The organism is Tunturiibacter empetritectus (assembly GCF_013410875.1).
Lineage (GTDB): Bacteria > Acidobacteriota > Terriglobia > Terriglobales > Acidobacteriaceae > Edaphobacter > Edaphobacter empetritectus.
In genome coordinates, this window is record NZ_JACCCU010000002.1 from 1 (window position 1) to 25,933 (window position 25,933).

The 25,933-nt window shown below is 54.4% G+C and carries 28 protein-coding genes; 17 read left to right on the forward strand and 11 right to left on the reverse strand.

Annotated features, from left to right (window positions below):
• Positions 1 to 90 precede the first annotated feature (90 nt).
• Complete coding sequence (locus HDF08_RS12110) at positions 91 to 1,653, reverse strand: MBL fold metallo-hydrolase (RefSeq protein ID WP_179638963.1); 1,563 nt, start codon at positions 1,651 to 1,653, stop codon at positions 91 to 93.
• Between the two features lie 368 nt (positions 1,654 to 2,021).
• On the opposite strand from HDF08_RS12110, the gene HDF08_RS12115 reads away from it, so the two are divergent.
• Positions 2,022 to 2,186 (forward strand): hypothetical protein, encoded by a 165-nt coding sequence (locus tag HDF08_RS12115; RefSeq protein ID WP_179638964.1) that lies wholly within the window; start codon positions 2,022 to 2,024, stop codon positions 2,184 to 2,186.
• A 1,260-nt stretch (positions 2,187 to 3,446) separates the two neighbouring features.
• On the opposite strand, the gene HDF08_RS12120 is transcribed toward HDF08_RS12115, so the two are convergent.
• Genes HDF08_RS12120 through HDF08_RS22175 form a run of 4 tightly spaced genes read right to left on the reverse strand, consistent with a single transcriptional unit; the run spans position 3,447 to position 6,893 of the window.
• Positions 3,447 to 4,679, reverse strand: coding sequence for a hypothetical protein (locus tag HDF08_RS12120; protein WP_179638965.1), 1,233 nt, complete (start codon positions 4,677 to 4,679; stop codon positions 3,447 to 3,449).
• A 12-nt stretch (positions 4,680 to 4,691) separates the two neighbouring features.
• Complete coding sequence (locus HDF08_RS12125) at positions 4,692 to 5,762, reverse strand: methyltransferase (RefSeq protein ID WP_179638966.1); 1,071 nt, start codon at positions 5,760 to 5,762, stop codon at positions 4,692 to 4,694.
• A gap of 25 nt (positions 5,763 to 5,787) precedes the next feature.
• Positions 5,788 to 6,420, reverse strand: a complete 633-nt coding sequence (locus tag HDF08_RS12130; protein ID WP_179638967.1) for an NAD(P)-dependent oxidoreductase — start codon at positions 6,418 to 6,420, stop codon at positions 5,788 to 5,790.
• Positions 6,417 to 6,893, reverse strand: a complete 477-nt coding sequence (locus HDF08_RS22175) for an anthrone oxygenase family protein (RefSeq protein ID WP_179638968.1) — start codon at positions 6,891 to 6,893, stop codon at positions 6,417 to 6,419. The genes HDF08_RS12130 and HDF08_RS22175 overlap by 4 nt, the downstream gene beginning before the upstream one ends.
• Positions 6,894 to 7,057: 164 nt before the next feature.
• Here HDF08_RS22175 and HDF08_RS12140 point away from each other — a divergent pair, with 164 nt between their 5' ends.
• The 5 genes from HDF08_RS12140 (at position 7,058) to HDF08_RS12160 (ending at position 10,929) form a co-directional block, all read left to right on the forward strand.
• Positions 7,058 to 7,627 (forward strand): TetR/AcrR family transcriptional regulator, encoded by a 570-nt coding sequence (locus tag HDF08_RS12140; RefSeq protein WP_179638969.1) that lies wholly within the window; start codon positions 7,058 to 7,060, stop codon positions 7,625 to 7,627.
• A gap of 1,046 nt (positions 7,628 to 8,673) precedes the next feature.
• Complete coding sequence (locus tag HDF08_RS12145; protein WP_179638970.1) at positions 8,674 to 9,090, forward strand: winged helix-turn-helix transcriptional regulator; 417 nt, start codon at positions 8,674 to 8,676, stop codon at positions 9,088 to 9,090.
• A 442-nt stretch (positions 9,091 to 9,532) separates the two neighbouring features.
• Positions 9,533 to 9,862: an ArsR/SmtB family transcription factor gene (locus HDF08_RS22180; RefSeq protein WP_179638971.1), complete on the forward strand. Its 330-nt coding sequence runs from the start codon at positions 9,533 to 9,535 to the stop codon at positions 9,860 to 9,862.
• A complete protein-coding gene (locus HDF08_RS12155) occupies positions 9,859 to 10,317 on the forward strand; it encodes an SRPBCC family protein (protein ID WP_179638972.1) in 459 nt (152 codons plus the stop codon). Before HDF08_RS22180 ends, HDF08_RS12155 begins: the two co-directional genes overlap by 4 nt.
• Before the next feature lie 150 nt (positions 10,318 to 10,467).
• Positions 10,468 to 10,929 carry an SRPBCC family protein gene (locus HDF08_RS12160; RefSeq protein ID WP_179638973.1) on the forward strand — a complete coding sequence of 154 codons (462 nt, stop codon included), beginning with the start codon at positions 10,468 to 10,470 and terminating at the stop codon, positions 10,927 to 10,929.
• Here the strand turns inward: HDF08_RS12160 and HDF08_RS22185 are convergent.
• Positions 10,819 to 11,265, reverse strand: coding sequence for a LytR/AlgR family response regulator transcription factor (locus HDF08_RS22185; protein ID WP_179638974.1), 447 nt, complete (start codon positions 11,263 to 11,265; stop codon positions 10,819 to 10,821). The genes HDF08_RS12160 and HDF08_RS22185 overlap by 111 nt on opposite strands.
• Positions 11,266 to 11,663: 398 nt before the next feature.
• Here HDF08_RS22185 and HDF08_RS12170 point away from each other — a divergent pair, with 398 nt between their 5' ends.
• Both HDF08_RS12170 and HDF08_RS22320 read left to right on the forward strand, forming a co-directional pair.
• Complete coding sequence (locus HDF08_RS12170) at positions 11,664 to 12,563, forward strand: hypothetical protein (protein WP_179638975.1); 900 nt, start codon at positions 11,664 to 11,666, stop codon at positions 12,561 to 12,563.
• A 197-nt stretch (positions 12,564 to 12,760) separates the two neighbouring features.
• Positions 12,761 to 13,003, forward strand: coding sequence for an LIC_13387 family protein (locus HDF08_RS22320; protein WP_406703565.1), 243 nt, complete (start codon positions 12,761 to 12,763; stop codon positions 13,001 to 13,003).
• A gap of 288 nt (positions 13,004 to 13,291) precedes the next feature.
• Here the strand turns inward: HDF08_RS22320 and HDF08_RS12175 are convergent, their stop codons facing one another.
• Positions 13,292 to 14,224, reverse strand: a complete 933-nt coding sequence (locus HDF08_RS12175) for an MBL fold metallo-hydrolase (RefSeq protein ID WP_179638976.1) — start codon at positions 14,222 to 14,224, stop codon at positions 13,292 to 13,294.
• A gap of 84 nt (positions 14,225 to 14,308) precedes the next feature.
• Positions 14,309 to 14,857, reverse strand: coding sequence for a dihydrofolate reductase family protein (locus HDF08_RS12180; protein WP_179638977.1), 549 nt, complete (start codon positions 14,855 to 14,857; stop codon positions 14,309 to 14,311).
• An 86-nt stretch (positions 14,858 to 14,943) separates the two neighbouring features.
• Here HDF08_RS12180 and HDF08_RS12185 point away from each other — a divergent pair, with 86 nt between their 5' ends.
• Positions 14,944 to 15,459, forward strand: coding sequence for a winged helix-turn-helix transcriptional regulator (locus HDF08_RS12185; protein ID WP_218884679.1), 516 nt, complete (start codon positions 14,944 to 14,946; stop codon positions 15,457 to 15,459).
• Between the two features lie 341 nt (positions 15,460 to 15,800).
• On the opposite strand, the gene HDF08_RS12190 is transcribed toward HDF08_RS12185, so the two are convergent.
• The 3 genes from HDF08_RS12190 to HDF08_RS12200 all read right to left on the reverse strand — a co-directional run bounded on the left by HDF08_RS12190 (position 15,801) and on the right by HDF08_RS12200 (position 18,421).
• A complete protein-coding gene (locus tag HDF08_RS12190; RefSeq protein WP_179638978.1) occupies positions 15,801 to 16,328 on the reverse strand; it encodes a nuclear transport factor 2 family protein in 528 nt (175 codons plus the stop codon).
• Between the two features lie 55 nt (positions 16,329 to 16,383).
• Complete coding sequence (locus HDF08_RS12195) at positions 16,384 to 17,481, reverse strand: Gfo/Idh/MocA family protein (protein ID WP_306459702.1); 1,098 nt, start codon at positions 17,479 to 17,481, stop codon at positions 16,384 to 16,386.
• A gap of 259 nt (positions 17,482 to 17,740) precedes the next feature.
• Positions 17,741 to 18,421, reverse strand: coding sequence for a TetR/AcrR family transcriptional regulator (locus HDF08_RS12200; protein WP_179638980.1), 681 nt, complete (start codon positions 18,419 to 18,421; stop codon positions 17,741 to 17,743).
• A gap of 211 nt (positions 18,422 to 18,632) precedes the next feature.
• Here HDF08_RS12200 and HDF08_RS12205 point away from each other — a divergent pair, with 211 nt between their 5' ends.
• The 8 genes from HDF08_RS12205 (at position 18,633) to HDF08_RS12240 (ending at position 25,831) form a co-directional block, all read left to right on the forward strand.
• Positions 18,633 to 19,094: a DUF2141 domain-containing protein gene (locus HDF08_RS12205; RefSeq protein WP_179638981.1), complete on the forward strand. Its 462-nt coding sequence runs from the start codon at positions 18,633 to 18,635 to the stop codon at positions 19,092 to 19,094.
• Between the two features lie 432 nt (positions 19,095 to 19,526).
• Positions 19,527 to 20,153, forward strand: coding sequence for an NAD(P)-dependent oxidoreductase (locus HDF08_RS12210; RefSeq protein ID WP_179638982.1), 627 nt, complete (start codon positions 19,527 to 19,529; stop codon positions 20,151 to 20,153).
• Between the two features lie 185 nt (positions 20,154 to 20,338).
• Positions 20,339 to 20,860 (forward strand): cupin domain-containing protein, encoded by a 522-nt coding sequence (locus HDF08_RS12215; protein WP_179638983.1) that lies wholly within the window; start codon positions 20,339 to 20,341, stop codon positions 20,858 to 20,860.
• 114 nt (positions 20,861 to 20,974) lie between these two features.
• On the forward strand, positions 20,975 to 21,862 hold the full coding sequence (locus HDF08_RS12220; protein WP_179638984.1) for an NmrA family NAD(P)-binding protein: 888 nt from the start codon (positions 20,975 to 20,977) through the stop codon (positions 21,860 to 21,862).
• A gap of 124 nt (positions 21,863 to 21,986) precedes the next feature.
• A complete protein-coding gene (locus tag HDF08_RS12225) occupies positions 21,987 to 22,232 on the forward strand; it encodes a DoxX family protein (protein WP_179638985.1) in 246 nt (81 codons plus the stop codon).
• Between the two features lie 311 nt (positions 22,233 to 22,543).
• Complete coding sequence (locus tag HDF08_RS12230) at positions 22,544 to 23,137, forward strand: hypothetical protein (RefSeq protein WP_218884681.1); 594 nt, start codon at positions 22,544 to 22,546, stop codon at positions 23,135 to 23,137.
• 5 nt (positions 23,138 to 23,142) lie between these two features.
• Entirely contained in the window at positions 23,143 to 23,913 is a 771-nt protein-coding gene (locus tag HDF08_RS12235) for a nuclear transport factor 2 family protein (protein WP_179638987.1), read from the forward strand.
• A 43-nt stretch (positions 23,914 to 23,956) separates the two neighbouring features.
• Positions 23,957 to 25,831: a M61 family metallopeptidase gene (locus HDF08_RS12240; protein WP_257031103.1), complete on the forward strand. Its 1,875-nt coding sequence runs from the start codon at positions 23,957 to 23,959 to the stop codon at positions 25,829 to 25,831.
• Positions 25,832 to 25,933: the final 102 nt, after the last annotated feature.

The following is a 25,933-nucleotide window of genomic DNA, read 5'->3' on the forward strand; positions in this document are numbered from 1 at the left end:
ACGCATCCCGGATCCGTTCATACTGCGCTTCTGTCAGTTCCATCGGTAAGACCAGACTAACAGAAAACTAGAACATAGCGTGAACACGCCCTAGTCGTTATTTGCCCTAAGCAGCATCTGGAGGACATCTCCCCAAGCGACCGGCGCCTGGTGCATCGCGTAGACGGTTTTCACTACGAGATGCTCGCGCTCTACAGCCTGCTCCACCTCGTGTGCAAGTTCCGGGTCATACAGCGTATGGTCATCGTTCACGACTAGCGTGTCGCTTGCGTAGAGCAAGCTGCGTTCGGGAAAATAGACCATGTACTGGCGCTCCGTAGATGCGCCACGCAGCGGGTACAACACCATTCGGTTCGCCCCGGTTCCAATCTCCCTCTTGTCGCTGACGATCTGCCAATGTGGAGCCTTCCTACTTTTCTGTAGGGAATCAGGATCGATGGTGTGCGGCGCCCTGACCATTCGCTGCAGTAAGGATTTGTTCAGATCCAGTATGAACACCGGCAAACCCTCTGCAACATCCGATCGCACGCCGCCCACGTGAGGCCATGAATCCGAAGTCGACAGTACGGCTTTGATTTGCGTGCCCGGATAACGTCTTCGAGCTTCCGTCAAAATCCCCTCGCTAAAAGAGCCGGAAATTGGTGTCTCCAGAATCACTACGCCGTCTTCCTGCTTCACAATGGTCGTGTTCCAAGGTCCCAGGAAAAGATCGATCCCGGCCGCCAGCAACTTGTCTTGGCCGGTGTGGAATGTAGCTCCCTTCCATCCCTTCTGCTTTGTGCTCACCGTTGCTGCGTTCATGTCGAGAGCAAAATCTTGATCCCTGACAGGTTTGTTGAAAGCGATGTCTACCGCCTGTGTCGAACTCCACAGTGCGCCGTTTCTCTCCGTGACCTGGTTACTCGGGAATTCCACGCCATCAACCCAGCGCCAGTCATCGAAGTACACCCTCTGTTCGACGTCGCCCCAGTAAAACCAAAAATCATTGAACTCTTGTGTGGTTTCGACAGCGTCGGGCAGATGATTGAAGCGGTTCACCAGAATCCGCACGGGAATTCCGTTCCAGGTAAAGGCCAACACCGCGTGGAGTGTCGCGCGCACGGTTTTCGGCGTCCCGTAATGCAGGTCCTGCGAGGCAATTGCGGTGAGGATAATTCTTTGCGGTCCAAGGGCCATGGCCTGACATGCCACGATGAGACTGGCAGTGTCGGACGGAGAATCCTGGCTCCCATTTCGCAGCACTCCCCCAGCTGGAGTCACAACGAGCGTCGTGTCCGAATCCGACTGTTTCAAGTCGGATTCAGGCCAAACCGAATGCTCTTTCCTGATCATGCGCTGTCCAGCCAAATCCATTGTGATTTGGTCGCGAGTATAGGAAGTGATGAATGGTGTCTGTCGATAAGACTGCTCCATCAGTTCTTTGTTCCCGATCACGTCGAGTTCAACTGTGCTGATCGCAGCTAGTTTGTCTTGTCCTCCCATAGCCCCGGCAGCGAGACTTAGGCAACCTTTGGGCGTTAGGCCCTCGCATCCCGGCGTGCGCTCCTGAGCTCCCGCCCGCGGCAGGGTGACTGCTCGCGGAGATATTTGTGCTGAACTCGCTTCCGCGAAAGCGAGTATTGCTGCCACCCAGATGCTGAAACCCTTCTGCATTCCAAGAGTCTAGATTGGTAGGGTCGGCAAAAAAACGTTTTTGCGCCAGAACGACCCGACGATGCGGCGAGCCGATACCCTTGATTGGGAGTCTCCCCAAAATTGCCACCCTCCTCAATAGATCGTGCGTGCTGACGCACGCGCATACAAGAAGCGATTACGGCCGACCCAACCAAAGCCCTGGACGTTACGCGGTGTCGAGGATTGGGGGCGAAAGCAGCAGGCATCTCACGCGGCTATTTCAGGAGTATGCGGCAATGAGCATTGCGGCCTATAAAATAGTCAGAGGGTGACGCTGGCTCGTGAACTGATTACTCAGACGTGTCTGGACGTGGAGCAAGTGGCGAAGTGTGCCGGGAACCGCGTTGATGCTGGCAAGGCAGCACGGAATCCGCCAGAATCGCGACGATGGAAGCATCGGCAAAACGCTGACTGCGTTTATTCGCCGTGCGGATGGAGGTACACTCTCCCGGCTGATGGTGGAAGCAAGCATCCTGCTGGCGTCCTCGCGGGGCAATCCCACTGCGATCTGAAGGAAGCTGCTACCGCCTACATGGTGGACGCCGATGTCATCGCCGCAAAGGTGAAGCAGGAGTTCACCGCAAAGGAGAACGCAAGGAAAGCGCCACATCCAACAGCTAAGACCGCGAAACAGGTTGCCTAGTTATCCACCACCGAGAGGCGGCGTTGCACCGTCCCTCGTCTTTGACACAAAACCCGCGGCAGGGAGAAACCTTGCTAGTTTCTCTCTGGACCCTCTTCCAGCCTCGCTTATAACCGTCGCTCGCCTAGCTACGAATCTACTGCCTACGCCGCCGCTACCGACGGAAACCCAGGTTATGGATACTTGTAGTGCGATGTCACTGCGATTACTAATCCGACCCGGCCTCACCCTTCGGCGTGACCACCCTAGCCGATGCGTCCGGCGTCATTATCAAAATCGGAAACCTGTAGTTGATCGGACATGGACTTCGCTTCATGGCGTTGGAGCAACCGACCGTTTCAGCAGAAGACGACCGATCTGTTCTTTCGCACCCGCATACCGAGTGGCCATATCCCCACTGAACAGACCCTGTATACCTCCCGCACGATCGAGAATCAAGATGTAGGCGTCATCTGGCGTCGAATAATGGACCAGTTGCTTGAAAACTGCCTCAGACTCGAAAATGGGAATAACCTCGTCTCGATCCTGTCCCGCCGATCTCTCGACGCCCGATTTGGCGAGCCCGCGGAATAGTTTTGGGACGTCCTCCAAGAAGGGTAGCCGCAGCACAACTAGTTCTCCGTTATGGCTGAAGTCTGTTCTGAATCGATTTGCCCATGCCCCGGCCGGTTCTGAAGAACCACGAGTGAAGCCGACGATTAGCACTGCTACCTTTCCTTTCAGTTCGTCCGGCAGAACGTGTGCGTGGCCGCTCACGGCAGTGCCGTGAACTTGAGGCAGTGTTTGCGCTTGCAGCATTATGCAAGAGAGGCAGAGGACCATCACAGCCGCGAATCTCATCAGGGTTCCTTTCGGTACGCACTTTCGTGAAACTAGAAATTGCTACTGTGAGGGCACTTGCCAGGCCTCGGTCTCGATCAATGGTTATCGAAATGCTGTAATCGGCGCGGCCTCGGACCTGCACATTGGCGTCCCGCGACCACGGGATCCGATGTCAGGGATGTCGATCATGGACCATTGGGCTTGAAAGCCTGACGGTCGTCTGGAATTCTAATCGAGTATTGTGAGGGAACGTGACTTCTTTGCCGCGCCGGATGATGCGTTCATAGATCGATACTGCTGCCGAATATTAGCCGATCCCGGCGGCGATATTTCTTTGACCGGCTGCGGTGCCGACAATGAATCCGATAAGCCCAAGCCCGCCGGAAGCTGCACCGTTCTTCACAAGCGCGCCTCCATCGCCGTCAAATGGTCGAGAGGCAAGCGCAGCCAAAATGATTGGTATCACCACCTTGTTCTGGGGCTTTGGCTTTACTTCGCCTTCCGAATTCATGATCATTGCCGAGCTTTGGGAAGAATCGATTCCGTTCACGACTGCATCAACGTTCAATGGCGTTTGGCCGTGAATTTCGAGTTGATGAAATCTAAATCGAAGAATTCCGGCCCGGCCCCAGGAGCGCGCCGGCTTTGCTTGTGAGACCGCGCCCAAAATGACTGAGCCTTGAGGAACAACCACGCTACCTTCAGAATTAAGAATCGGCTCTGCCACCCTTGCGCTTATCGCTTGACCACTTTTCGAGGTCAACGATGAAATGTCGTCGCTGAGGTAGGCACGTATAAGCCACGTTGGCTCGTGCTTTCCAGCAGTTATTTCTGTTGGTATGGGTGGACGACCCGTGACCATTCCAGCCTCATCGGAGGATTGCGTCTGAGGTTGAGTTGGAATAATGAGGGGAGCGCTCGTCTCGACGGTCCAGGCCGTCTCGCGCTCGATGCGTTCAGGATGCCATGGGATCTGACTGTATATGAACTGCTTGAAGCGGTCCTCCTTGTCGGGCCCTGTAAATGTTGCAATAAAACTCTTGGATACCTGCTTAAGGTCCGACAATTGTCGAGACAGGAAACTTCCGGTGCGCGGTGGATTAGGAATGACCCGGTAAATCTTGGCCCCCTTGGTCGCGGCGTAGGTCGTGACGGCAATGATCGACCCGTCAACTGCAACAAGTTGGTCAAACCGAACCACAGGCGTGTGAAACGGGGTAAAGTCGCCGCGTAATCGAGCATGAATGCGTCGGCTGCGGTCTGCATCTAGAGCGGTAATGGTTCCGTTGAGCGGTGTGTTTTCTGGTAGTACCAGCTCGTCGTTCACATATACAGGGTACATAAGCTCGGCTCGCACCTGCTCGCCGATTCTCATCGCGGAAGGGGACACGGCCTTGATGGGTAGAGGTGTCCCGATCGGGATTGTTATCGACAGCGACTGGCAGTGAGCGCATGGCCAAATGAAAATCCCAATTACCATTCCGAACGACAGGCGGATGCCGACGATGAGGGCAATCGTTTCAACTCTGTTGATCGGCACTATAAATTCCCTTCATTTCCCGGTTGGAGCTGGCTTCCGCGCGACCTGTATTTTGCAGTCAGGCAAAAGACGAAACGACACGGGGCGTTCCGGACAAAGACCTGCCTCTTCTTGCCAGGCTCGAATGTCGCTTAGCTCCCAAAGTTGCGCTCCACTAACCGCGCCGAAATACAGATCCATCAGAGTGGTAATTTGGCCTCCCGATGCACTGGAAGGACGACGAACCAGATCCATTGCAACTAGAATTCCGCCGGGCTTCAGTGCGCCCGCTACTCGCTGAACTAGGCAGCGGTTCGTCTTTTCATCGAAATGGTGCATGAGGTTGGCAATCAGAACCACGTCAGCCGAGCTTGGAGCGAGCACGATCGAGCGGGCGTCAGCCACTGCAAAGGTGACTCGATTCCATGCCGGGACCTTAGTGCGCTCCAAGCTACCGCTTAGCGGTATGGCAAGGTCGAGTACCCGCGCATGAAGGTGGGGATAGTGGGTACATAACGCCAGGGAATACAGGCCGTGGCCGCCCCCAATGTCCAACATTTCGGTCGCTCCAGACGGAAGGCGGAGGTTACTAACTAACTCACCCGCAATCAGTCGTGCCTGGTCAGCTTGCCCCTGATGGTATAAATACCAGTCTTCCGGCTGCATCTCGCTGTGGAAGTCTTGGCCCCGCCCAGTGCGGACATACTGCCCAAACTCCATGAATCGCATGTCAAGCTCACGGTGCAACATCGCGTAGTGCAACGACTTATCGGCCCCTGCCAGCAGCCACCGTCGAGATGCCCGGGTCAGTCGGTAGAGTGACGGTCGTGGAGAAGGAGCGTAGCTTTCGTGCAAGTACTTACTCGCGCTCAAAGCTCGCAGGAGCCGCTCCGTTGCGTCGGGATCGGTCTCACAGCGGGAGGCGACTCCCCCTGCCGCGAGCGGCCCTTGTTCTAGGGCATCGAAAATGCCGAGCGACGAAGCGGCGATAACCGCTTTGGCCAGCATCGGCCCAATAATCACATCGCACAGCGGCGTAGGCACCTGACCAAACATCAGAGCGACCCACTCGGCGGGATTTTCTGGAACTGTGGAGAGTCTCATCGGTATCCTGCCTGCGTTGAGTTGGTTAGCCAATGAAGACGGCTTTACGGACGTACTCGTTCTTTCGCAACTCCGAGGTGATGAAATGCGCCACCGTCGCGCAAGGCACGGACATCGTTCCGGGGATGATGCCCTCGGTGGAAAGACGGTAATCCGCGAATGTCTGGGAATTGGTAAGACGAGAAGGTCGGACGATCGTCCAGTCCAGCTGTGTACCGGTGACGAGCTTCTCTACTGCCCTGTGTTCCTTGCGAATGTTTCGGAAAAGCGTGGCAAGAAGAATGCGGAAGATCGTTGCAGGTATGACCCCCAGTGGCAAAACGCGCGTGTCCACCATCCCCGCTGACATTCCGATATAGCGGCGAATGGAGGTCTTCTGAATCGTGCGTAAAATTACACTAGTCGTCTCGGATTCGATCGAGTTCCTCCGGAGCGTTCCGGCACCGATCGCGTTCACTACCGCATCTTGGCCCTCAAGCGCCGCTGCCACTGCGCCAGTGTTCATCGCATCGCCTACCGCGACCCTAACGCCGACGGGTGCCCGGTATGAAGACAGATTGCGGACGGACGCCGTAACCGAAAAGCCTTCTCGCAACAGGGCCGCCACGATTGCTCTTCCCAGCTTTCCGCCCGCACCAAAGACGAGGACGTTGTTCATCGTGTGTTCCCCCATTGAAAGAACACGTAGCCTGCTACAGCCAATATGCATCGAATCGTATCGGCACGATTCCACCGATCAATGATTTTTGCGGCATCCACTGGCGGATTGTCGGACCACGCCAATATTTGAAGATTGATCGGTCGATGTACAGCCAGAGTCATTATGAACACAGATAAGGAAAGAAGGGATGCGGCCCAGTCGCAAATGCGGTTGGCCGGACCGCCGTAAAATAGCGTGAGCCCGGACAATACTATGGAGAGGATCATCAGCAGAGGCATCGCCTTACTAATACGATGGATAAGGAGAGGGCGTAATCTCAGCTGCAAATCCAATGGGAGTTTACCCACAGCGGGCCGCAACCCTAAGGTCCCAAATACGAAGGACCCAGCAAGCAAACCGTACACCACTGCGGCAGCGCAGGAGAGGAAGGGGTGCGGCGGGATTGGACTAGTTGCACCGTTAATGAGCATTCGCTCAATAATGCCGCAGAGCAGTTGGCTTGTCAAGATGCCAGTAAGGAACGAGTGTTTGCCCCTCAACGTGGAGCGGTATAGTTGTCAGTGTAGAAAATGCTCCAATAGTGCGAGTTCGCTCGCAAGGACACGAATTGAGACCTCAATCGATTACAAAGGAAATGATCGTTGACGCCGCTTTGTCGGTGATCCACGCGAAGGGCGTTGCAGGGGCTACGACCCGTGCGATCGTCAAGGCAGTGCCGTGTTCCGAGGGAAGCCTCTATGTTCACTTCACAGACCGGACCCAGTTGCTAGTCGCCGTCATCCGCAAGGTAGTGGGTGGTTTCTCAAAATCTCTGTCTCTCTTGGACGGTCAAGAGGGGAAGGGACATGATCCTTATGAGAGGCTTGTAGCGCTGATGCTCGAAGGATTGCAGTTTTACCGCGCTGCGCTGCCCGTTTTGGCCGGCGTAATTTCTGACCCGCAAGTCCTTCTAGCGCAACAAGAAGCCTTTTCTGCTTTAGATCGTGGGCCGAAGACCTCACGAGGAACGATTGCGGCGTTTATCAGCAAGGAAATCAAGCAACACAGACTTTCTGCGTCCATCAATCCAGATAGCGCAGCAGCGATGATGCTCTATGTTCCGTTGGGAAGAGCATTCGAAGAGCGATTTACCGGGAGACGCCCGGTTGGCAGCGACGTTAGTTTCTGCAAGCAATCTGTCGCTACCATTTTGCAAATCGGCTGAGATGGATCTCCTTGACGCGGGAAACGCCGTTTGCGCAGGAGAAGCTCGCCGCTTGTCCAAGGTTCGCCTTGGACAGCAAATTGCCACCCCCTCCTTCGACACTGGACGCCATAGGTCGATCAGCGATGCATTGACAAACTAAGCCGATTGAGAGTTAATGAGCGTGTGCTCAATTAAGGCTTTGGCTGCCAAATTGCGCCCGCTGTCCGCATGCCCAGTGGAACTTTACTGAGTAGTGCAATCGCCGAAAAGGCATTTCTCTGACGATTGCCATAGGGAGTGCAGAGATTGTTGATGTTTCTCGCCAAATGTCGTTGGACACCTGCAGTGCCCGAACAATCACAGCAAAACATGAGGAATATAGAAATGCCCAAACTGAATCGGTTCGCGAAGTCATTACTTCTCACGATAACGGCGCTCGGTGCAGTGCCATCCGCGTTTTGCCAACTTATCATTCCGGCCGATCGGAGACTCCCGCCGCCGGTCGGGTTCTCCTTCGACGGCACATGGGCTTGCGGATCGGGAGATTCAGTTGCCAATCTTAGGATTGGAAGTCAAGACCGCAGCCGAAGTGCCCATTTGACTTCACGATACTGGACGGGACTGCAGGAATCGCAGGAGTGGTTTCACGGGAGCTATCTCGTGGGGTACGACCGCGACCGGAGGAGCTTCATTTTGATCGATCTAAGGGACCCCGCCGCAATGGTATACAAAACTGACGGATGGCAAGGCAACGAATTGTCTTTGACCCAAGCAAGCGACGGAGGTGACCTTGTTTCCACTTACCGCGTCCTCTTCCAGATCAAAGATCGTCAACATTTCGACGTGACATGGGAGGAATCTGAAGCGGGCGTGTGGCACAAAGATCCACCGACAGGGTGCCGGAAATTGGGGCAGAGAATGAGATCGCCACACAATTAGGGGCTCGTGCGAGACGCGTCACAAGTCACAACTACGAGCTCAATTGAAGCGGAGAGTTTCCGCGCGGGCGGCTTCCTATCAGCAGAAGCAACGTTGCCAACTCAAGCAACCGGACATTGAAAAGCATGGATGATTTGAAGGACGAAGCGGCTCGGAAGCCAAACAGGATGCAGAGAGATCCTAATCAAAGAGTTGGTGCGCAGAACGTCGACTCGGGATACAACCGGCGCGCAAGCCTTTCGATCGATGTGCTGTTCCAAAGCAAGTGGAGAGTGCAAATTCTCTGTGCTATGCGCCCCGGACCCGTCCGCTTGGGCCAGCTCGCACGACTTATCCCGGGGGCCTCAAAGAAGATGCTCACTCAAAATCTTAGGAAACTGGAGGTTGACGGGATCATTGTCCGCGAGGACTTGAGTGAAATTGTGCTTCATATCGAATACGGTTTGAAGGACGAAGTAAGAGATTCCGTCTGCGCACTGCTGGATCACCTTGCAGAGTGGGGCGGAAGTTATCTTAGCCAGTCGAGAACCGACAAGGAATAGGGGAAAGCGTCACAATGCCTTCAATCTATCCGCAGCCGCCGAATTGGGCTTGCAGGGGCTTCACCTGACATTGACTGCTCTAGCCCGTGCGGCATCCAGTACGACGGGCAGCACTTTTTCACAACATAGCGACGACCGTTGAACGCAACCGGTGTCGTTCTGGACGAATAGCTACGGTAACAACACCACATATCAAAAACCGTAGGTATGGGATTTGGGCCACTTGTTTGAAGCTGCGAAGGCTTGCAGCAGCCCCATGGAGCCTTCGTGGAGGCGTCCTGCAGCTTGCCAGGCGTAGTCCGCTGCTTAGGTGAGGAATAGGCGGGAGCTTGGAGGTCGCTTATGATGCTGTGCTCGCGCAAATCGGCGATGACAGGTTCTAGGTAGTTGCGCTAGTCCTCTTGACATATGGAAACCATTTGGTTACGTTATTCGTAACCGTATGGTTCCCAAACGATACAAGCAACGTGACGCTGTCTTCAGGGCAATATCGGATCCCACTCGCAGGGAAATACTGAGCATTCTCCGTGACGGCCAACAAACGGTGGGCCAAATCGCGGAGAATTTTCGGATGAGCCGTCCTGCAATCTCAAAGCACCTGCGTTTGCTGCATTCGGCAGGCCTAGTCGCGACTCGCAAACGCGGCACCGCGAACCTGTGCAGTTTAGACGCGAAACCGTTGCGCGTCGTGGATGAATGGGTTCAGGACTATGAGACGTTCTGGAGCGATTCTTTACAAGCTCTCAAGAGATATATGGAGGAGAAGGAATGAATTCGATAAACGTGATCGGCGATGCTATCGTTCAGGAGGTACAGATCAAGGCTTCGCCGAGGCAAATTTTTGATGCTCTAACGAATCCCTCCGAACTCTTAAAATGGTGGGTAGTCAGGGAACGATTCAAGACCACAGAAGTAGAGGTGGACTTGCGGCCCGGTGGCAAATGGATGATGCGCGTAGAGGGCGGCTGCGGACCCGGGACCACCTCAAGCATGGTCCATGGTGAGTATCGGAAAATCGAACCGCCGCACTTATTGGCCTTCACGTGGATTCGCGATGGTGAAAATGCTCCGGAAACACTCGTGTGCTGGGAGCTTCATGAGGGTGACGACGCCACGACGGTTCGGGTGACACACTCAGGTCTAACGAGCGAAAGTTTACGGCTCCGCAACAGCGGCTGGCCACTCATCCAGAGCCTGCTGCAAACCTACCTTGAGCAAAACATTTAGGAACTCCGACCATCCTGCTGGCAAATGGCGATATTAACGTCACTCCAGTGCGCGGGGTGGAGCTGTGATGCTCTTATCGATTGCTCGACCCAGCAACTACAACAATGCTCGTCAGAGCCTAACCTTCAGGAGTAAGGGGAGTGATTCACAATGGCAAAACGCGAAATCTGGCATGAGATTGTCATCAACGCTTCGTCCTGTGAGCTGTACGAAGCTGTGACTGACGTGAACAAGCTTGCGCATTGGTGGACCACCGATGTTCGCGGAGAGTCCGCTATCGGCGAGAAACTGGAGTTTTGGTTTAGCGGCTTTCGCGCAGCGGTGATGGAGGTAACCACGCTCAAGCCCGGTGAGCTTGTGCAATGGCATGTGATTGACGGAGGTGCGGAGGACTGGATCGACACTAATGTTGAATTCAGGATCTTTTGCGATCAGGGCAAAACTCTCCTCCATTTCCAGCACTCTCTATGGCAAGAAGATGCAAAAGCGTTTCCTCACTGTTCAATGGGATGGGCAATCTTTCTGTTGAGCCTCAAGGAATTTGTAGAGACCGGGAAAGGCCGCCCCCATCCGTACGATATGCCGATCAACATGTGGAGTCCACCCCAGTAACAGGATGAGAAACCCAGGGATTAGCGGGGCAACCGTTCCCATCGTTGTGAAGCCACACCTCCGGCCGCAAATCTCTCGGATATGATCAAGGTTGACGATAGACGACCGATGTATGCGGACGAACTCACGCGGGTCTAGCTTGTCACTGAAATCTGTAATCGTCTCCCGCAGCATGTACGTGTGTCCACTTGAATGAAGGCAGCAGTAGTACGCAGCTGCTTCAATCCAGCTAATCTTATCCGCTGGCAGGAGGATGTCGTTTTCGCCATCCTTCACCAGAAAGCGAGCTGAAATACGCTTCGATTCTCCCGAAGAATTACGAATCCCCTTGAGCACCGACGCCAGTTGTTCCTGGTCAGTAGCGCGGCCTTAGAGGCAATTCATTCGTGGACGCGCTCTAGACGCGCCCTCCGTCTAACGCTTCGTCAGGTAGTCCACGGCATTCACATCGAAGGCTTGACTGGATCGATCAAAACGCTAAGACTGCGATGAGCAGGTGATGAGCAGGTAAGGATGCTTACTCCCTGTGGCTTTGCCAAGTCCGTTCGTCACTGAATTGCGTCAGAAACCACGCTGTCGAAAGCAACGTTCCGCTCAACGGTCGTAAAGGATGGCGACTTGTAGCCGTCGGTTCACACGAGAAGACAAATGCGACGCCGGAAGTCCGTCAACATTTGCGCCTCGCTGTTGGTTGCTTCCCAATACGCTGTACTTAGAAAAGGCGAACTCTCATTATGAAATCGCTGTTTGTTGCTTTCGCCGCTTTATCGCTCACATCCGGAGCCGATTGCGGACAGCACGTCATGACACAGGTAGGTCAGTCAAAAAGTTTGATACGGGGGTGTTATCAAAATGCCTCCCGTCCGGTCGAGCGAGTTGTTTATTTCAATGACTTCGACACGACGCCAGGTTCTAATTTTCCGGAATGGTCGTCGCCAGGGTATTCCTACGTCGGGGCAGGGATTTCGGGTTCAGGTCCGCAGAGAGTCACCAACGTGCGCTCGCCAAATCGGTCGCAAACATTTCTCGGTGAGTTTGGTGGTCCCTACGTGCTTCCGCAGGGATCGAAGCCGGTGATGAGAGTCTCCGAGATCATCAAACTTTCGTTGGATCATCTTCCTCGGCACAAGGTCATGACTATCCAATTCGATCTTTATGTCCTGAAATCGTGGGACGGCGATAGTCCGCAGTACGGGCCGGACCGATTCCGACTCAGTGTCGATTCGGGGTCGTCCCTAATTAATACGACCTTCTCCAACAACCGCAAGATAAAAACCGACGGGAGCACGCAAAATTACCCAAGTCCCGCCAGCGCACCGCAATCTGGAGCGCTTTCGATAGGCACCTTAGGTTACAGTGATTTTTTCAAAGACAGCGTTTATCGTTTAGCGTTTAGCTTCGCGCACTCGTCGGAGTCTGTCCGGTTCGCGTTTTCAAGCGATTTATTCGAGGGGAAGGGCACCGACGACGAGAGTTGGGGACTTGACAACGTCTGCGTGAGGATCAGTGATGCGGCTGACCATCAATACGCTGTGCCGCAATGCGGATCAGGATTCACGCGCCTCCACCTACCCGCGGTCAGAAATCGCAAGACTGGCGAGTTTTCTCTTCGGCACCATGAGGTCATGCGATGAAGTTTCGCAGCGAATTATGCATTTTGATCTCGGCATCGCTGACCTCGTTTGCGTGTTTACCTTCCTGGGTTTCGACCGATCGCAGAGTTCGATTCGGGACTCAGGCCAGCCTGATGAGAAACAGCTTGTTCGGGGACAGATCCCAAGCTTTGCGGCGAAAGCTGAGGTGGCGTCGTTAAGGCGGTTTATGGTTTCGGATTTCCGCCGTCCTGCTGGCGCTGCTCGCGGTAGGACATACGTTCGGTGTTCTGACCTTTCGCTCAGATTCCGATGAGGGCCGCGCAGTTTTGGCGGCGATGAACAACGCTCGCTTTTCCGAACGCTCGACGACCTTTAGCTATGACAACTTTTACTTAGGGTTTGGTCATCCGGGCGCCTGTTTCAATTGGTTACTCGATCTTCCTTGCTGTCACGGCGGAGGTCGCCGACCCAGAGAGTAGCAACGGAATGCGGGATGGATTGGGTGCAGTGTTCTAGAGTGCCTTGAGCAGCAGGCGCCATCAGCGTTATCAGTTTGAAAACGGGTCTCGATAGCCGAATGTTTGGCAAGACATGGATTTGCGGCGTTAGCCAAAGCGAGCTCGGTGAGTGCATCCGCCTGTTAGCGTCAGTTGAGAGTGCCACGAACAGTTGCTTCCAAGAAGCCTTTCCTTGGAACCAATCAACCCATCTGTCTAAGCGGTGATTGATACGAGCATCGAAGAAAACGGATCAAACCGGTTCCGGCGTCAGAAACCTCTCACGAGCAATCCTCCATTTACGAATGAATCGATCGCTGCGGCGTCGTGACCCGGCATCATGTGAATTTCTGGATGGGCAACATGAAGCTGATTGAGCCCGGCCAACTCTTCCCTCACCTTCATGCGATCCTCGTCAGCGATCCAATCTACAAGGCGCGCCTTTTCCTTCTGAGTTTCGACATTGCGCATAATCCAGGCGACATCGCCCAGAAAAAGGAACTCCACGCCATCGGCGCGGCGAACATAGATCATCTGGCTTCCCGGAGTGTGGCCCGGCGACTTGATGAGCACAATCCCGGGTGCCAGGGCCAAATATCGAACGTAGTCGAGCGGCTGGTAACCATCAAAGACATTGGACGGCAAATGCAGTGGGGCGAAAGAATCCTTGCCGAGGTTGGGCCTCAGCTCGGCAACCTGTTCACGCGTGAGTCGCGTAACGGCCAGCAGTTTCTTTAGGTCGGGCTGAGCCAATAGACCGCCAATGTGATCCGGATGCTCATGCGTAACTACGATTAAGGAGGCATGCGCTAGCGCGTCGCTCATCCGTGCGTACGCAGCGCTGTCGAAGTTCGTAGCGCTCATAGATTTGGCGACGTCCGCGTTGAGCGCTGTGTCCAGGACCGCAAGATGATCCCGGTAGACTGGCTCGTAGGAAGATATCGGCAAGTCGATGCTATGCCAACTATCCCCCGCCACAACGAACACCCTGGGCGGCGACACATGCGCCACCGTTTCCACGCGAACGAGCAGCGGTTTCTCGCCGAGCTGCGTGTCCGCAAGTCGTCTCACTTCGGCGATGTCGATGGCGTAGATTCCTGGGAGAGCCCGATGGCTTTCCGCGAAGAACCACCAATAGGCCGGAATGCACGCGACGATGAGCGCTAGAAGGCCGTAGCCTCCCCACTTCAACCACTTATTCATGGGCTCTCCATGCCATCTCATTTGAAGCCTGCCGGAGCCGCTCTACTCCATGCGACTTAGCGGTAGCGAGCGAAAAGAATGGGTTCATGCTGGCACGTACGTCAGGCAGACCGCTTCGGCTCCAATCGCTTCGAAATGCGTCAGACGAAGCTTGGGCACATTGGATCCCATGAAGAAGGGTTTGCCAGCGCCCAGTACAGCCGGGCGAAAGTAGAGACGATACTCGTCGATCAGCCCCGCCGCCGAAAGTACGCCCGCAATCTCCGGCCCAGAAACAGAAATCTCTCCTGGACGCTCGTATTTCAGTTTCGCTACAAAGTCGATCAGGTCGCCTTGGACGAGGGTGGCGTTTGGACCCACGGAGGTTGAAGTGCGCGAAGCCACCCACTTTGGCTTCGACCGCCAGGCTTTCGCAAAGACGTGTCCAATTTCTTCCCACCCAGGCTGATCCTCATCCCAGTACTGCATGATCTGGTACATCCGACGGCCGCAAAGAGTGCCTTCAAGGCTGTTGAAGTGATCGGCGAAGTGGCAGAAGAGGACCGTATCGGGAGGGCCCAATTGGATGTTGCCCGCAGCGCCATCCACGTACCCATCGAGAGATTGCATCATTCCGAAGCTCAGTTTTGCCAAAGCGCCTCCTGCTAATCTGCTTGCATGTTGCAATTTGTTTTGTACGATACCCTAAACTGAGTGCAGCTTGCAAGTGGTAACCACCGATGAAAAATGAAATTCCGACCGGCAAAGCGATGCGCTCAGGTTGCCCCATCAATCTAACGCTGGAGGTGCTCGGCGACCGTTGGAGCCTGATCGTGATTCGAGACATCATGTTCGGCAATCGCCGGCATTATGGTGATTTGCTCAGGTTGTCGGATGAAAAGATCGCTTCGAACATCCTCGCAGACAGGCTTTCCCGCCTTGTTCAGACAGGTCTCCTGTCGCGCACCAACAACCCAGCCCACAAACAGAAAGCGTTTTACAGTCTGACGGAAGCCTCCATTCAACTCGTACCGCTGTTAGCGCACATGGGGGCGTGGGGATGCAGGTTCACTTCTCCGTCTCGTCAACTCTCGGTCCGCGCTCAGCTGCTGAAAGACGGCGGTGAGCCAATGTGGAAGGCGTTCATGACAGAACTTAGAAGCATTCATCTAGGAGCGCCCATACCCCGCCGTTCGGTGTTCGCTGAACTAAGGAGTGCATTTGAAGCCGCTATGGATCGCGATGCCGAAGTCTGACGAGCGACAGAGACTCCATTGCATGATGCCTGGGTAGTTACCGTTGAATGCTATTCAGGTAAAGGATGCAAATTGATCGGTGACTAATCGCCGATCCACGTTTCCAGTGGCGCCAGGCTTGGAAGAGTGCATTGGCCTGATCTCGCCAGTTGAGATGTCGCTGGGAAAACACAACCAGGATTTTCAGGGTTGAGCGTTTGGCTGTTGAAGTCAACCGCTGTGATGCAGTGAGGTGATTCGCCTGGATTGGATAAAGCTGGATATTGACACCCGCTTATCATTGCTCAGGTGAAATCGCTTTGGCCGGGCCTTTCGCATTCTCCCCGACCGATCACAGTCGGTCACAGAGGAGGATTTGATGAATAAGTTATATCGGCGATCCTCCATCCGCCGTCCGATTTTACAAGAACCCAAGTCTCACTTCCGCGATTCGTTTCCTTTCCATCAACCAGGAAAATGAAGTCGAAGTACACGGAGGCGACTGTTCCATCAGTGTGAATCGTCATGTTTGTGTGGGTCGGATCGAAGCTTGCCTTCGAAGTGGACACCAACTTAGCAAAGTCCGTATAACTGCCAACGCGAACTCTTGTCGCATTCGGCGACTTAGCTTTGACACGCGCGTAGGCTTCGTCAGAAAGCACGTTGATCCAGGTGCTCCCCTGAGGAAGAAACAGGCTGGCGAGTCGCGCTCCATCGTGAGCGAGAACCGCTGCGTGATACGCGTCGAGTACGTGCCGCACATCCATGGTGTCCGACACGATGTTGCTTGTGGCAGCCGGAACCATCTGCGGGGACTGCGGGCTCTGGCCGCGAACTACAAGAGCTAAACTTAAAAATAAAAGGAATAGCTTGCCGATTTGTCGTTTCATTATCTCTCCTTCAACTAACACTCGCCACCCGGTTATCGGGCAGGCATAGGCCTCTCTAGCTGCCGCCTGCTTTATAGATTTCTTCGACGGCGATTAAATCTTTCAGGCCTTCTTCGCCTGGAGTTGCGGGCTCAGTGTTCTGCAAAACGCAATTTGCGAAGTGTGTGACCTCAGTGACAAACTGGTCGGGATCGTATACAGCACCGCTGCCAGAGAGATCGCCCGACTCGGTATTGCCCTCATATTTGAGGATTGAGTCTCCGTAGGTGAAGGCGGGTTCCACCCGAACGTGTCCTGTAGTCCCGTTGATTTGGAAATAATTTGTGCCACTCTGTCCATAAGAGCTTCCGCATTCTGCAAGGATGCCGGATGGAAACTTCAAAAGACAATTGACGGTCTCCTCTACCGAGCTAAACTTCCCAGTCTTATCTCGTGTCGCCACCAGAGTCCTGAAGTCCACTGGCTCTTCGCGGGTAAACCAGCGAATCGTGTTGAGTGCATAAATGCCGAGGTCAAACATGGATCCGCCACCGGCGAGGGCACGATTGAGCCTCCATTCCTGTTTATTTTTCATCCCGTAAAAGCCAGCTTGGAACTGCAGAATCTCGCCAAAGGCCCCAGACCGAACCATCTCACGCAATTTCAGAAACACGGGCTCGTAGTGTAGACGGTAGCCAATCATCAGCTTGACGCCCGCATGGCGACACGCATCGATCATTCGATTGCACTCATTGGAAGAGATAGCCATCGGCTTTTCACAGAAGACATGTTTGCCCGCCTCGGCTGCCCTGATCGTGTATTCGCAATGCATGCTATTGGGTAAAGCCACGTAAACAGCATCAATCTCGTGGTTGTTGCGAATCTTATCGAATGTCTCGTAGGTGTATATGGAGCTGTCAGCGACACCGTACATCGCTGCGAACTTCTTACCCTTTTCTACTGGATGACCTGTAACCAAACCTGTCAGCTTCGCATTCTGAGACTTGCCTACCGAACGCATGAAGACCTCTGCACAGCTTCCTAGGCCGATCGGGGCGATGCCCACTCTTCGCTGGGAGGGGGCGGTTTGCGAAAAGCCGTCCAGAGCAAACGAAGCAGATGCGACGACGACACTTTTGGTGAACGTTCTTCTTGTGAGGCTATGCATATTCATCTCCGACTCATTAATTCCGTTGCCGCGCCTTTGGCCGCCCAGCCAATCAGCGACTTGACGATTAGACGCTCGGAAAAACCATTGGTCGCAAAGTACTCAATGGTTTCTTGTCTGCTTTGGATGCACAGACCTGCCAACTCTTTAGCTATGCTGTTGGGCTGTGGCTGGTCGTTTCCCACTTGGGGTATAGCAGCACGCCTTTGCCGCTGCTCTGTACTGGGATTTTCGCTCACGCGGAAGGGCTAGGAGATTGAAGCTGTTATTGCTTTGAGGCCGAGGACCGGCCGGATCGCTTGGCGTTTGCACTCTTTGGCAATCGAGGAACAGCCTGAAGGCCCGCCCAAAGCGTCGCGATCGTTTGCTCGGTCACGAGGCTCTGGTCAGACAATCCAGGTACAACTCCTTGGATAACAAAGAGAGTGGCAAGCCCAAAGATATTGAACCACCAGGTGTGGGCTACCACGATGTCGTGCTTGTTTGGCAATCCTTCAGCCTCGGCAACCTCGAAAAAGAGCTGCACGAAGCGAGCGAACAATGGCGAGCCAAGGTCGTCGATATATTGTCCAGCGTGAATACCGTTCCGGTTTTCAGGACCGAACCAGACGTTGCGGAACTGCTGCGGATGGGCAATGCAGAATTGAATCAAGCCGCGTGAAGTCGCAAAAAGGCGCTCTTTCGGTGCAGGATATTTAGCGGCAGTCGCGTCGAAGTTCTGAATCATCAACCCGATCGTCTCGCGGCTCAACTCAGCAAGAATGTGCCATTTGTCGGGGAAATGCTGGTAAATCACGGCGTGCGTATAGCCGATCTCTTTAGCGATCTCGCGAAGCGTCACGGCTTCGTAGCCGCGATCGGCAAACATCTTGCTTGCAGCCGCAAGGATTTCGCCTCGCAGTCTTTCCTTACGCTCTACCCGGCGACTTGGCGATGTGGTTGTCATTTTAATAGCTTAGCTCCTTTTGATAATATTCTCGACCAATCGTTGACTTATAACCAGTGGTTATACTAGAACCGATGGATGCTGCGCGCGAGCCCCGCCTGCCACCGCCCTCGGTGCAGACGGCAGAGAAAACTTCGTCAAGGGCTTCAATGGAACAAGCGGACGAGTGCCAAACGAAATCACCGAAGCGAACACCAAAGGAGAATCATCGATGCGAATCAACCGAATTCATATAATTTCAACTCTTCTTCTTGCCATGTTCGTTTTCGCCGGCTTGACCCCGCAGCGACTTTACGCGCAACAGACCTCAACGCTGACCTTTCAGGTCACTGGGCTGAAGAACGACAATGGACAGGTTTGTATCAGGCTGTGGAACAAGAAAGATGGATTCCCCACGGACGACAGGAAAGCATTGCGAACCGCAGAGGTGCCCATCGTTAACGGCACCGCAAGTGTGGTGTTTACCGGAATTCCGTTTGGCAAATACGCGGTGAGCACTTGGCACGATGAGAACAAGAACGGAAAGTTCGACACACGATTCCCTGGTATTCCACTGGAAGGTTATGGCATATCGAACGGTACGCGCGGGAAGCTGGGGCCTCCCCCGTTTGATCCCTCGGTCTTCCCGGTCGACAACTTGACGACCACAGTTCCCATCGCGATCCGGTACTGACCTGAAGTAAGTTCCGCTTTCAAGCGCAGTCTTGATGACGAATCTCGGTTCCGGGACCACCTTGAAGTCACCTGGAACGTCGGTACCTTTCCCTCTCTGCTGATGAATTGCAGCGTGCTTTGCGAAGTTCATCCTCCCTAAGTAAACGAGCATCTTTGATCCTGCCGTCGTTTCCACAGAACTCTCGGAAGTGACACCGGCTTTTGGCTGATGGCCAAAGGCTGAAGCACAAGCGTGAAGAATATCCCTCCAAACAAACGGCCCGGGAGTACCAGGTACGATCTCCGGGAGTTGTGTTTACGGGTCTGTAAGGCCGAATTCACCCACAATATAAACCCGTGATATTTTTGCAACCAATGGTTACATCACGCCTCTAATCGTCAGGTCGCGTATTTGGATCGGCGGCCATCTACGAGGCAAAAGGAGAATGCGATGAAAGTTCTAGTGATTGGAGCAGCGGGCAAGAGCGGCGAGGCGCTGGTAAATGAGGCGCTTGCGGCCGGACATAACGTGACGGCTTTCGTGCGAGGTACTTCGCAATACAGGAAGGAGAACGTCAGAGTTGTTGCGGGAGACGTGCTGGACGCGGCTGCGGTCGACATTGCAGTTGCCGGGCAGGATGCGGTCATCGACGCGTTGGGCGGCAAGACGCCTTGGAAAGTGACGACGATGGAAACGAAAGCCGCACACAATATTGTGGACGCGATGCGGCGCAATGGCGTGCGTCGTCTACTGAAGATTTCAGTAGTGGGTGCGGGAGAGAGCGTCAAGAACGCCGGCTTCTTCAATGAGCACGTACTGATGCGGACGTTCTTGAAGGGTCTGCTGGTAGACAAGGCGGGCATGGAGGCCAAGATCGAAGGCAGCAACTTGGACTGGACGCTTGTGCGGCCGCCGATGTTGACCGACCACGTGAAGACCGGCATTGCCAGGGTGCTGAGTACGGAGGGCGGTGAGAAGGCGCACAAGATCGGGCGTGCGGATCTGGCAGCCTTCATGGTGGAGCAACTGGAAAACGGTCGGTATTTGCGTCAGGCCGTGACAGTCACGACCACGTAGCAAGCCTCCGCGAGGATCATCACCTCTCCCACCGAAGCGCTCCGATCGGGTGTCTCAAGCCAGCAACGATTCATGCGACAGATGACTGCGGAAACGCCACGGACCTAGCGAATTGCTAGCTGCGCAACTCACAAGCTCTGAGGGTCAGATCAGGGCACCAACTTCGTTCACGAAAGGACTGTCTTATGCCAAACTTCCCCACACCGCTCGAAGAAGTCATTCATCACAACGTCATTAAGAACAACAAAACAGGCGGCCCGACGCTGGATATCGGGCCTATGCAATTGCTATGGAGGGCATTGGGAGAAAATACGGGTTACACCTTTTCCATTTATGAGATGACGGTTGTGCCGGGTATGGGTATTCCGCTTCATAGGCACCCATTCGCGGAGTTTTTCTATGTCCTTGAAGGCGATCTGTCGATCGCGTATTGGAACAACAAAGGTGTCACTGAGTGGGACACGTGTGAAGCCGGAGAAAGTCTGATGGTGCAACCCAATGCGCCTCACTCATTCTTCAATAAGAGTGAGCGTCCGTGCCGCGTGCTGAGTGTCTCAACATATCACCATGAACGAATGATGAAGGATGCGGTGCATCCGGATGGCAAAACAGATTTCTTGCCTGCTCAACTCACCCAGGCCGACTTTGAGAAGTTGACCAAGTCCATGGAAACGAACCAGACGTTTCTCGTCGCAGACCACGTGTAGCACGGGACGTCTCTTGAGTTCACGTTTGAACCTAAGAGATATCCCCCGACACAGAAACGGGGCTGCAAGATCCGGCCCCATATCGCTTCAACAACAGACAAGGAGAAAATCATCATGTATTTAGTCATGGGCATTACAGGAAAAGTGGGCGGCGCCACCGCGCGCCATCTGCTGGAGCAAGGGAATAAGGTGCGAGCACTTGTTCGCGATCGTGCAAAAGCGACGAAGTGGGCAGACCAGGGCGTCGAGTTGGTAGAGGGAGACTGGAACGATGCGACAGCAATAACGACGGCGCTCAAAGGTGTTGAGGGCGCGTTTGTGATGCTGCCAGCTGTATGGGCACCCTCGCCTGATTTTAGAGAAGCAAAGGGCGTAATAGCGAACTACGTCGAGGCGCTGACCTACACAGTGCCCCCGCGGGTGGTAGCACTCTCGTCGATGGGCGCAGATAGAACAAGCGGGTTGGGGATGATCACGGGCTTAGCACTTTTGGAACAGAGTTTTCGCAACCTGTCCTCTCCAGTCGCATACGTGCGCGCAGGCGGATTCTTCGAAAACTTTCTTTTCGGCTTGCAGGCCGCCCAGGGCGGAACGCTACCGGTCTTCTACAATCCGACTAACCGGAAATCGACCATGGTTGCGTCAGACGACATCGGTGCGGAGGTGGCAACGCTTCTCACGGGGCCGGCTTGGTCAGGGCAGCGCGTCATCGAGCTCGGTTCGATGGTAAGCGCGGATGAGGTGGCTGCAGAGTTGGGTGAAGTCCTCAAACTCGACGTAAAAGCCTTTGCACTACCGCGCGCCGCCTGGGCGGATGCGTTCCAACAGTTTGGCGTTCCGAAGGGCCACACAGGGGCTGCCGAAGAACTGTATGAAGGCGTTAACGTGGGATCGATGGACCTTGGAGTCGCGGGTACGGAGCACGTGGCAGGTAAGACGTCCGCACGCGAGGTGTTCGCAGCTGCACAGAACGCCGCCAAGGCGAAAGCCCAGGCAAACTAATCAGCCCGGTTTCTCGGAAACCTGCGGCACCGACGTCAACGGGCGGAACCGGAAGGCTGATCGTCCGGTTCCGCGCTGTCGATAGGCCAGCACATCCCATCAAAAGACGAGGAATCTTTTCACCATGAAAGCCGAACAAACAATCGATAAATCCGTGCAGGCAGGTCGAGCAATTCAAATTGCCGCGATGGTAACAACCGGCCTTGTCGCCCTCAGCTGGTTGTATTTCGGAAGGCTATATCTTATTCACGATCCTGGCGAATGGTGGGATGCCCATCAGCAGCTTGGATATCCGCTCTACATCATCCCTCTGCTGGGCGTGACCCACATCCTTGGTGGCGTGGGGGTTCTGATTCCTAATGTGCCTTGATTGACGGAGTGGGTTTATGCCGGTCTCGTGATCAATCTCTTGCTGGCGTTCTACTCCCAGCTAAATGGTGGCGGAAGTACCTTTGAGAAATTTGATCCAATCCTCGTCCTAGCGTTCGTCATTGCCTCGTATGGATTGAGGCGCCGCATGCGCGCAAACAGGTGGTCAATATGAAGAACACCCTGGTGCGCTTTGCGTTTTCAAAGCACACCGCTGATGGCACCATCAGTCCTGCCAGACCGCCCTTGCCAGCTTCCGATCACTTCTCGCGTAACAGCACGTCAAACGACACGAAAGAGACGACAACATAAATGCAAGACCCGAAACCGCCAATATTCCTAGTCGCTATTTTGGCGCTTCTGATTGCAGGACTCGTCGGCGGTGCGATGGTGATGCGCCAAAGACACGAGCGCATGGCAGCCGAAGAGGGCATACGACAAGAGCTTCGAGAGAACAGTGAAGGAGTGGAGGAAATGAGAGCCGCCATTCCGACGGAGATCGAGAACATCTCCAGCACAGTCGCGCTTCTCGAACAAAGACAAGCCGGACACGCGGTGGACGGGTCGAAGGTCAAGATCGGCTTAGCCGTACTGTCTCTCACGAACGCCAACTGGCAAACGGCCTCAGTGACTGGGGCGATTGGAACAGTTGACTACGCCACGGTCGAGCGATTCGCTGCAGCCTATTTCGAGCAGGCGCGACTGGCGCAACTCCAAACGTCCACGATGGAGTCGATGATGTCGCTTACTTCCTATGTTGGGAATGCGGAGAAAATTCAGGCAATGTCTCCAGCAGAATCCCGAGCCGCCGAGATAGAGGCTCAGGGACTGCTCGCGCACCTGAGGATGATGTTACGCATGACCGATGGAGTCGAAGGAGCCTATAAGACAGCGCTTGGCTCTTAACTGTGGTGAGCAAGCGTGACGGCTCAGGCGATTCATTTGATGGAAAGGTATTTGATATGTCCTGGCTTCGCTCGACCCTGACTGCCATCGTGTCAGCGACTGTTTCATTTGTACCAGCAAGCTCACATGCCGCACAGACGATCGGACCAGACCAACATCTGGCAACACAACTGCGTCAGAGTGATGAGATTTTGCTTAAGGCAGTTCATACGGCGAATCGCTCAGCGTGGCAGACATTTGCGGCACCCGATTTCTTCTATCTCGACGAGGAAGGTGGGGTTACATACCTCGACGCCTTTCTTCGGCAGTTAGTGCCAATGACGTCTGAGCCACTAAAAATACAGACTTACTCGCTGACTCGGGCGGGTGACACGGCTGTCGTCTTCCACGAAGATACAGACGAGATTAGGGTTCGATACGTCTTTACAGAGACGTGGCAGCGTTTGAATGGCGCTTGGAAGCTACGCGTACTCCACATCACAAATGTGCTTTCCGACCCGCCATCTATACAGCTTTCGAAAGCCCAAATTGAGGAGCTTGCGGGTACCTACTATTCAGATTCAGTCACCTACACGATCCGCCGAGATGGTGATCATATCCTCGCAAAGCGTCCGGATGGCCAAGAAACTGAACTGAAGGCTGAGACACGCGACATGCTGTTTTCGCCGGGTAATCCTCGCGTGCGAAAGGTCTTTCCGCGAGACGCGGCAGGTAAAGTGACCGGCTTCGTCGTGCGGTATGAAAACAGTGACACCTTGTGGACGAAGGTGGATTGACCGATGGTGTCAGCAGACTAATTCACTCGTGTTGAGGTGTTGCATGTTTCATATGCGTCTTAAGCCGTTGTTTCTATCATTGCTCGTGGTGAGCGTTTGCCATTTGCGAGCGCAATCGTCGATCAATCTATCTGTAGATCTGCGCGACGCTCCGAGGAAGCTGCTTCACACTACAGAAATTCTCCCTGTGCAGCCGGGCCCCTTGACGCTCGCCTTTCCAGAATGGATACGCAACGAGCATGAGCCCGCTCCGCTCACGCAGCAGGTTGGGCTATTCATCACAACTCGCAATGGTGACGGGGCGAACGGCCAGCCTATTCGTTGGACACGCGATCCCATCAACCTCTACCTGTACCGCGTGATCATTCCGACCGGAGTCCGCTCCATCGACGTAAAATTCGATTTCATTACCTCCGATACAGGCGGCGACGCCCGCGCATCTTCAGATGCAGACCTCGCGGTGTTGGATTGGAATACCGTCGTCCTTTACCCCTACGGCGGACCCGATACGCGAGTTGCCAATATCACCGTCACGGCGACAGTCGTCTTGCCAAGCGGTTGGCATACGGCCACCTCGCTCAAGACTGTGGCGGGCGCAATGGAGCCGGTTAGTTCGGTCGTAAAATTTCAGCCCGTATCGCTCGAACAACTAGTGGATTCCCCGATGATTGTGGGACGCTACTTCCGAGAGATCGCCCTTGCCCCCGAAGTTTCACCCAGGCACTACCTCGACATAGTAGCGGATCACCCGGAAGATCTCGAAGTCCCTCCAGCACGAATTGATGAATTGAGCCGGGCGATTCGCCAGGCCGGGCTACTGTTTCGCAGCCATCACTATGACGAATATCGCTTTCTCATCACGCTTTCGAACAACATCTCGGGCGCAGCGATCGATCACCTCCAATCACTGGACAACCGGCGGCCGGCAAAGTTTTTCTATAACGAGAAATGGCAGAAACTTGCCGCAAGTTACACGATCCACGATTTTCTTCATAGCTGGAACGGCAAGTATCGGCGCCCTGAAGGACTCGCAACACCAAACTTTCAAACTGCTCCGGTTACGAGCGGAATGTGGGTATACGAAGGGCTGACAGACTATCTGACCAATGTGATGACCGCGAGAGCGGGCATCTGGACAAAGGAAGAGTATTTGGATGCCCTGGCATCGAAAGCTGCCTACTATGATCGCCGTCCAGGTCTGCAGTGGAGGGATCTTGACGACGTCGACACGATGGCATACCCGCTTTGGAGCACTGAGGATTCCAATTACGATAACTGGCGTCTCAACGGCTTTGATTTCTATAGCGAAGGGACCTTAATCTGGCTCGATGTCGACGTGGCGATACGCAACAAGTCGAACGAGAAGAAGTCACTTAACGACTTTGTCGCTCTCTTTTATGGTCTCGGTGGGGATACCGGCCCCAGAGTTGTTCCGTACTCCTTGGACGACATCCTAGCTTGCTTGGATCAGGTCATTCCAAACGACTGGGGAGGCTTCCTCACCGAACGCCTTCACGCTCTGGCAAAAGCACCCCTTCAAGGCATCTCCGGAGCCGGCTACAGGCTGGTCTATACAGAAGGCGCCGACGACGACTTCCGGTATTCCCTTGCCATGAGCATCAAAGCGGACGGCGTGCTCTCAGATGTCTTGATAGGCGACATTGCCTATCAGGCAGGTTTTGGCCCTGGGATGAAAATACTTGGGGTGAACGGTCAACCCTTCGCGCGCGCGATCCTGCAGCAGGCAATCGACGCCGCGAAGACGACGACAAAGCCCATCGAATTCAAGGTTGACAATACTGGCGTAATCTCGGACCTGCATCTTGACTATCACGGCGGGCAAAGGCATCCCGTGCTGGAGCGTGTTCCGAATACCCCTGATCGGATCGCTGAAATTCTGCAACCGATGAGCAGATAGCGCATAATCTCCAATGCGCGTTGGAGACGAATCGCGCTGGAAACGTGCTTTGGCCTGCTCTCGCCATTTGAGTTTCCACCATCGCCCGTGCTTCGTAAAAAC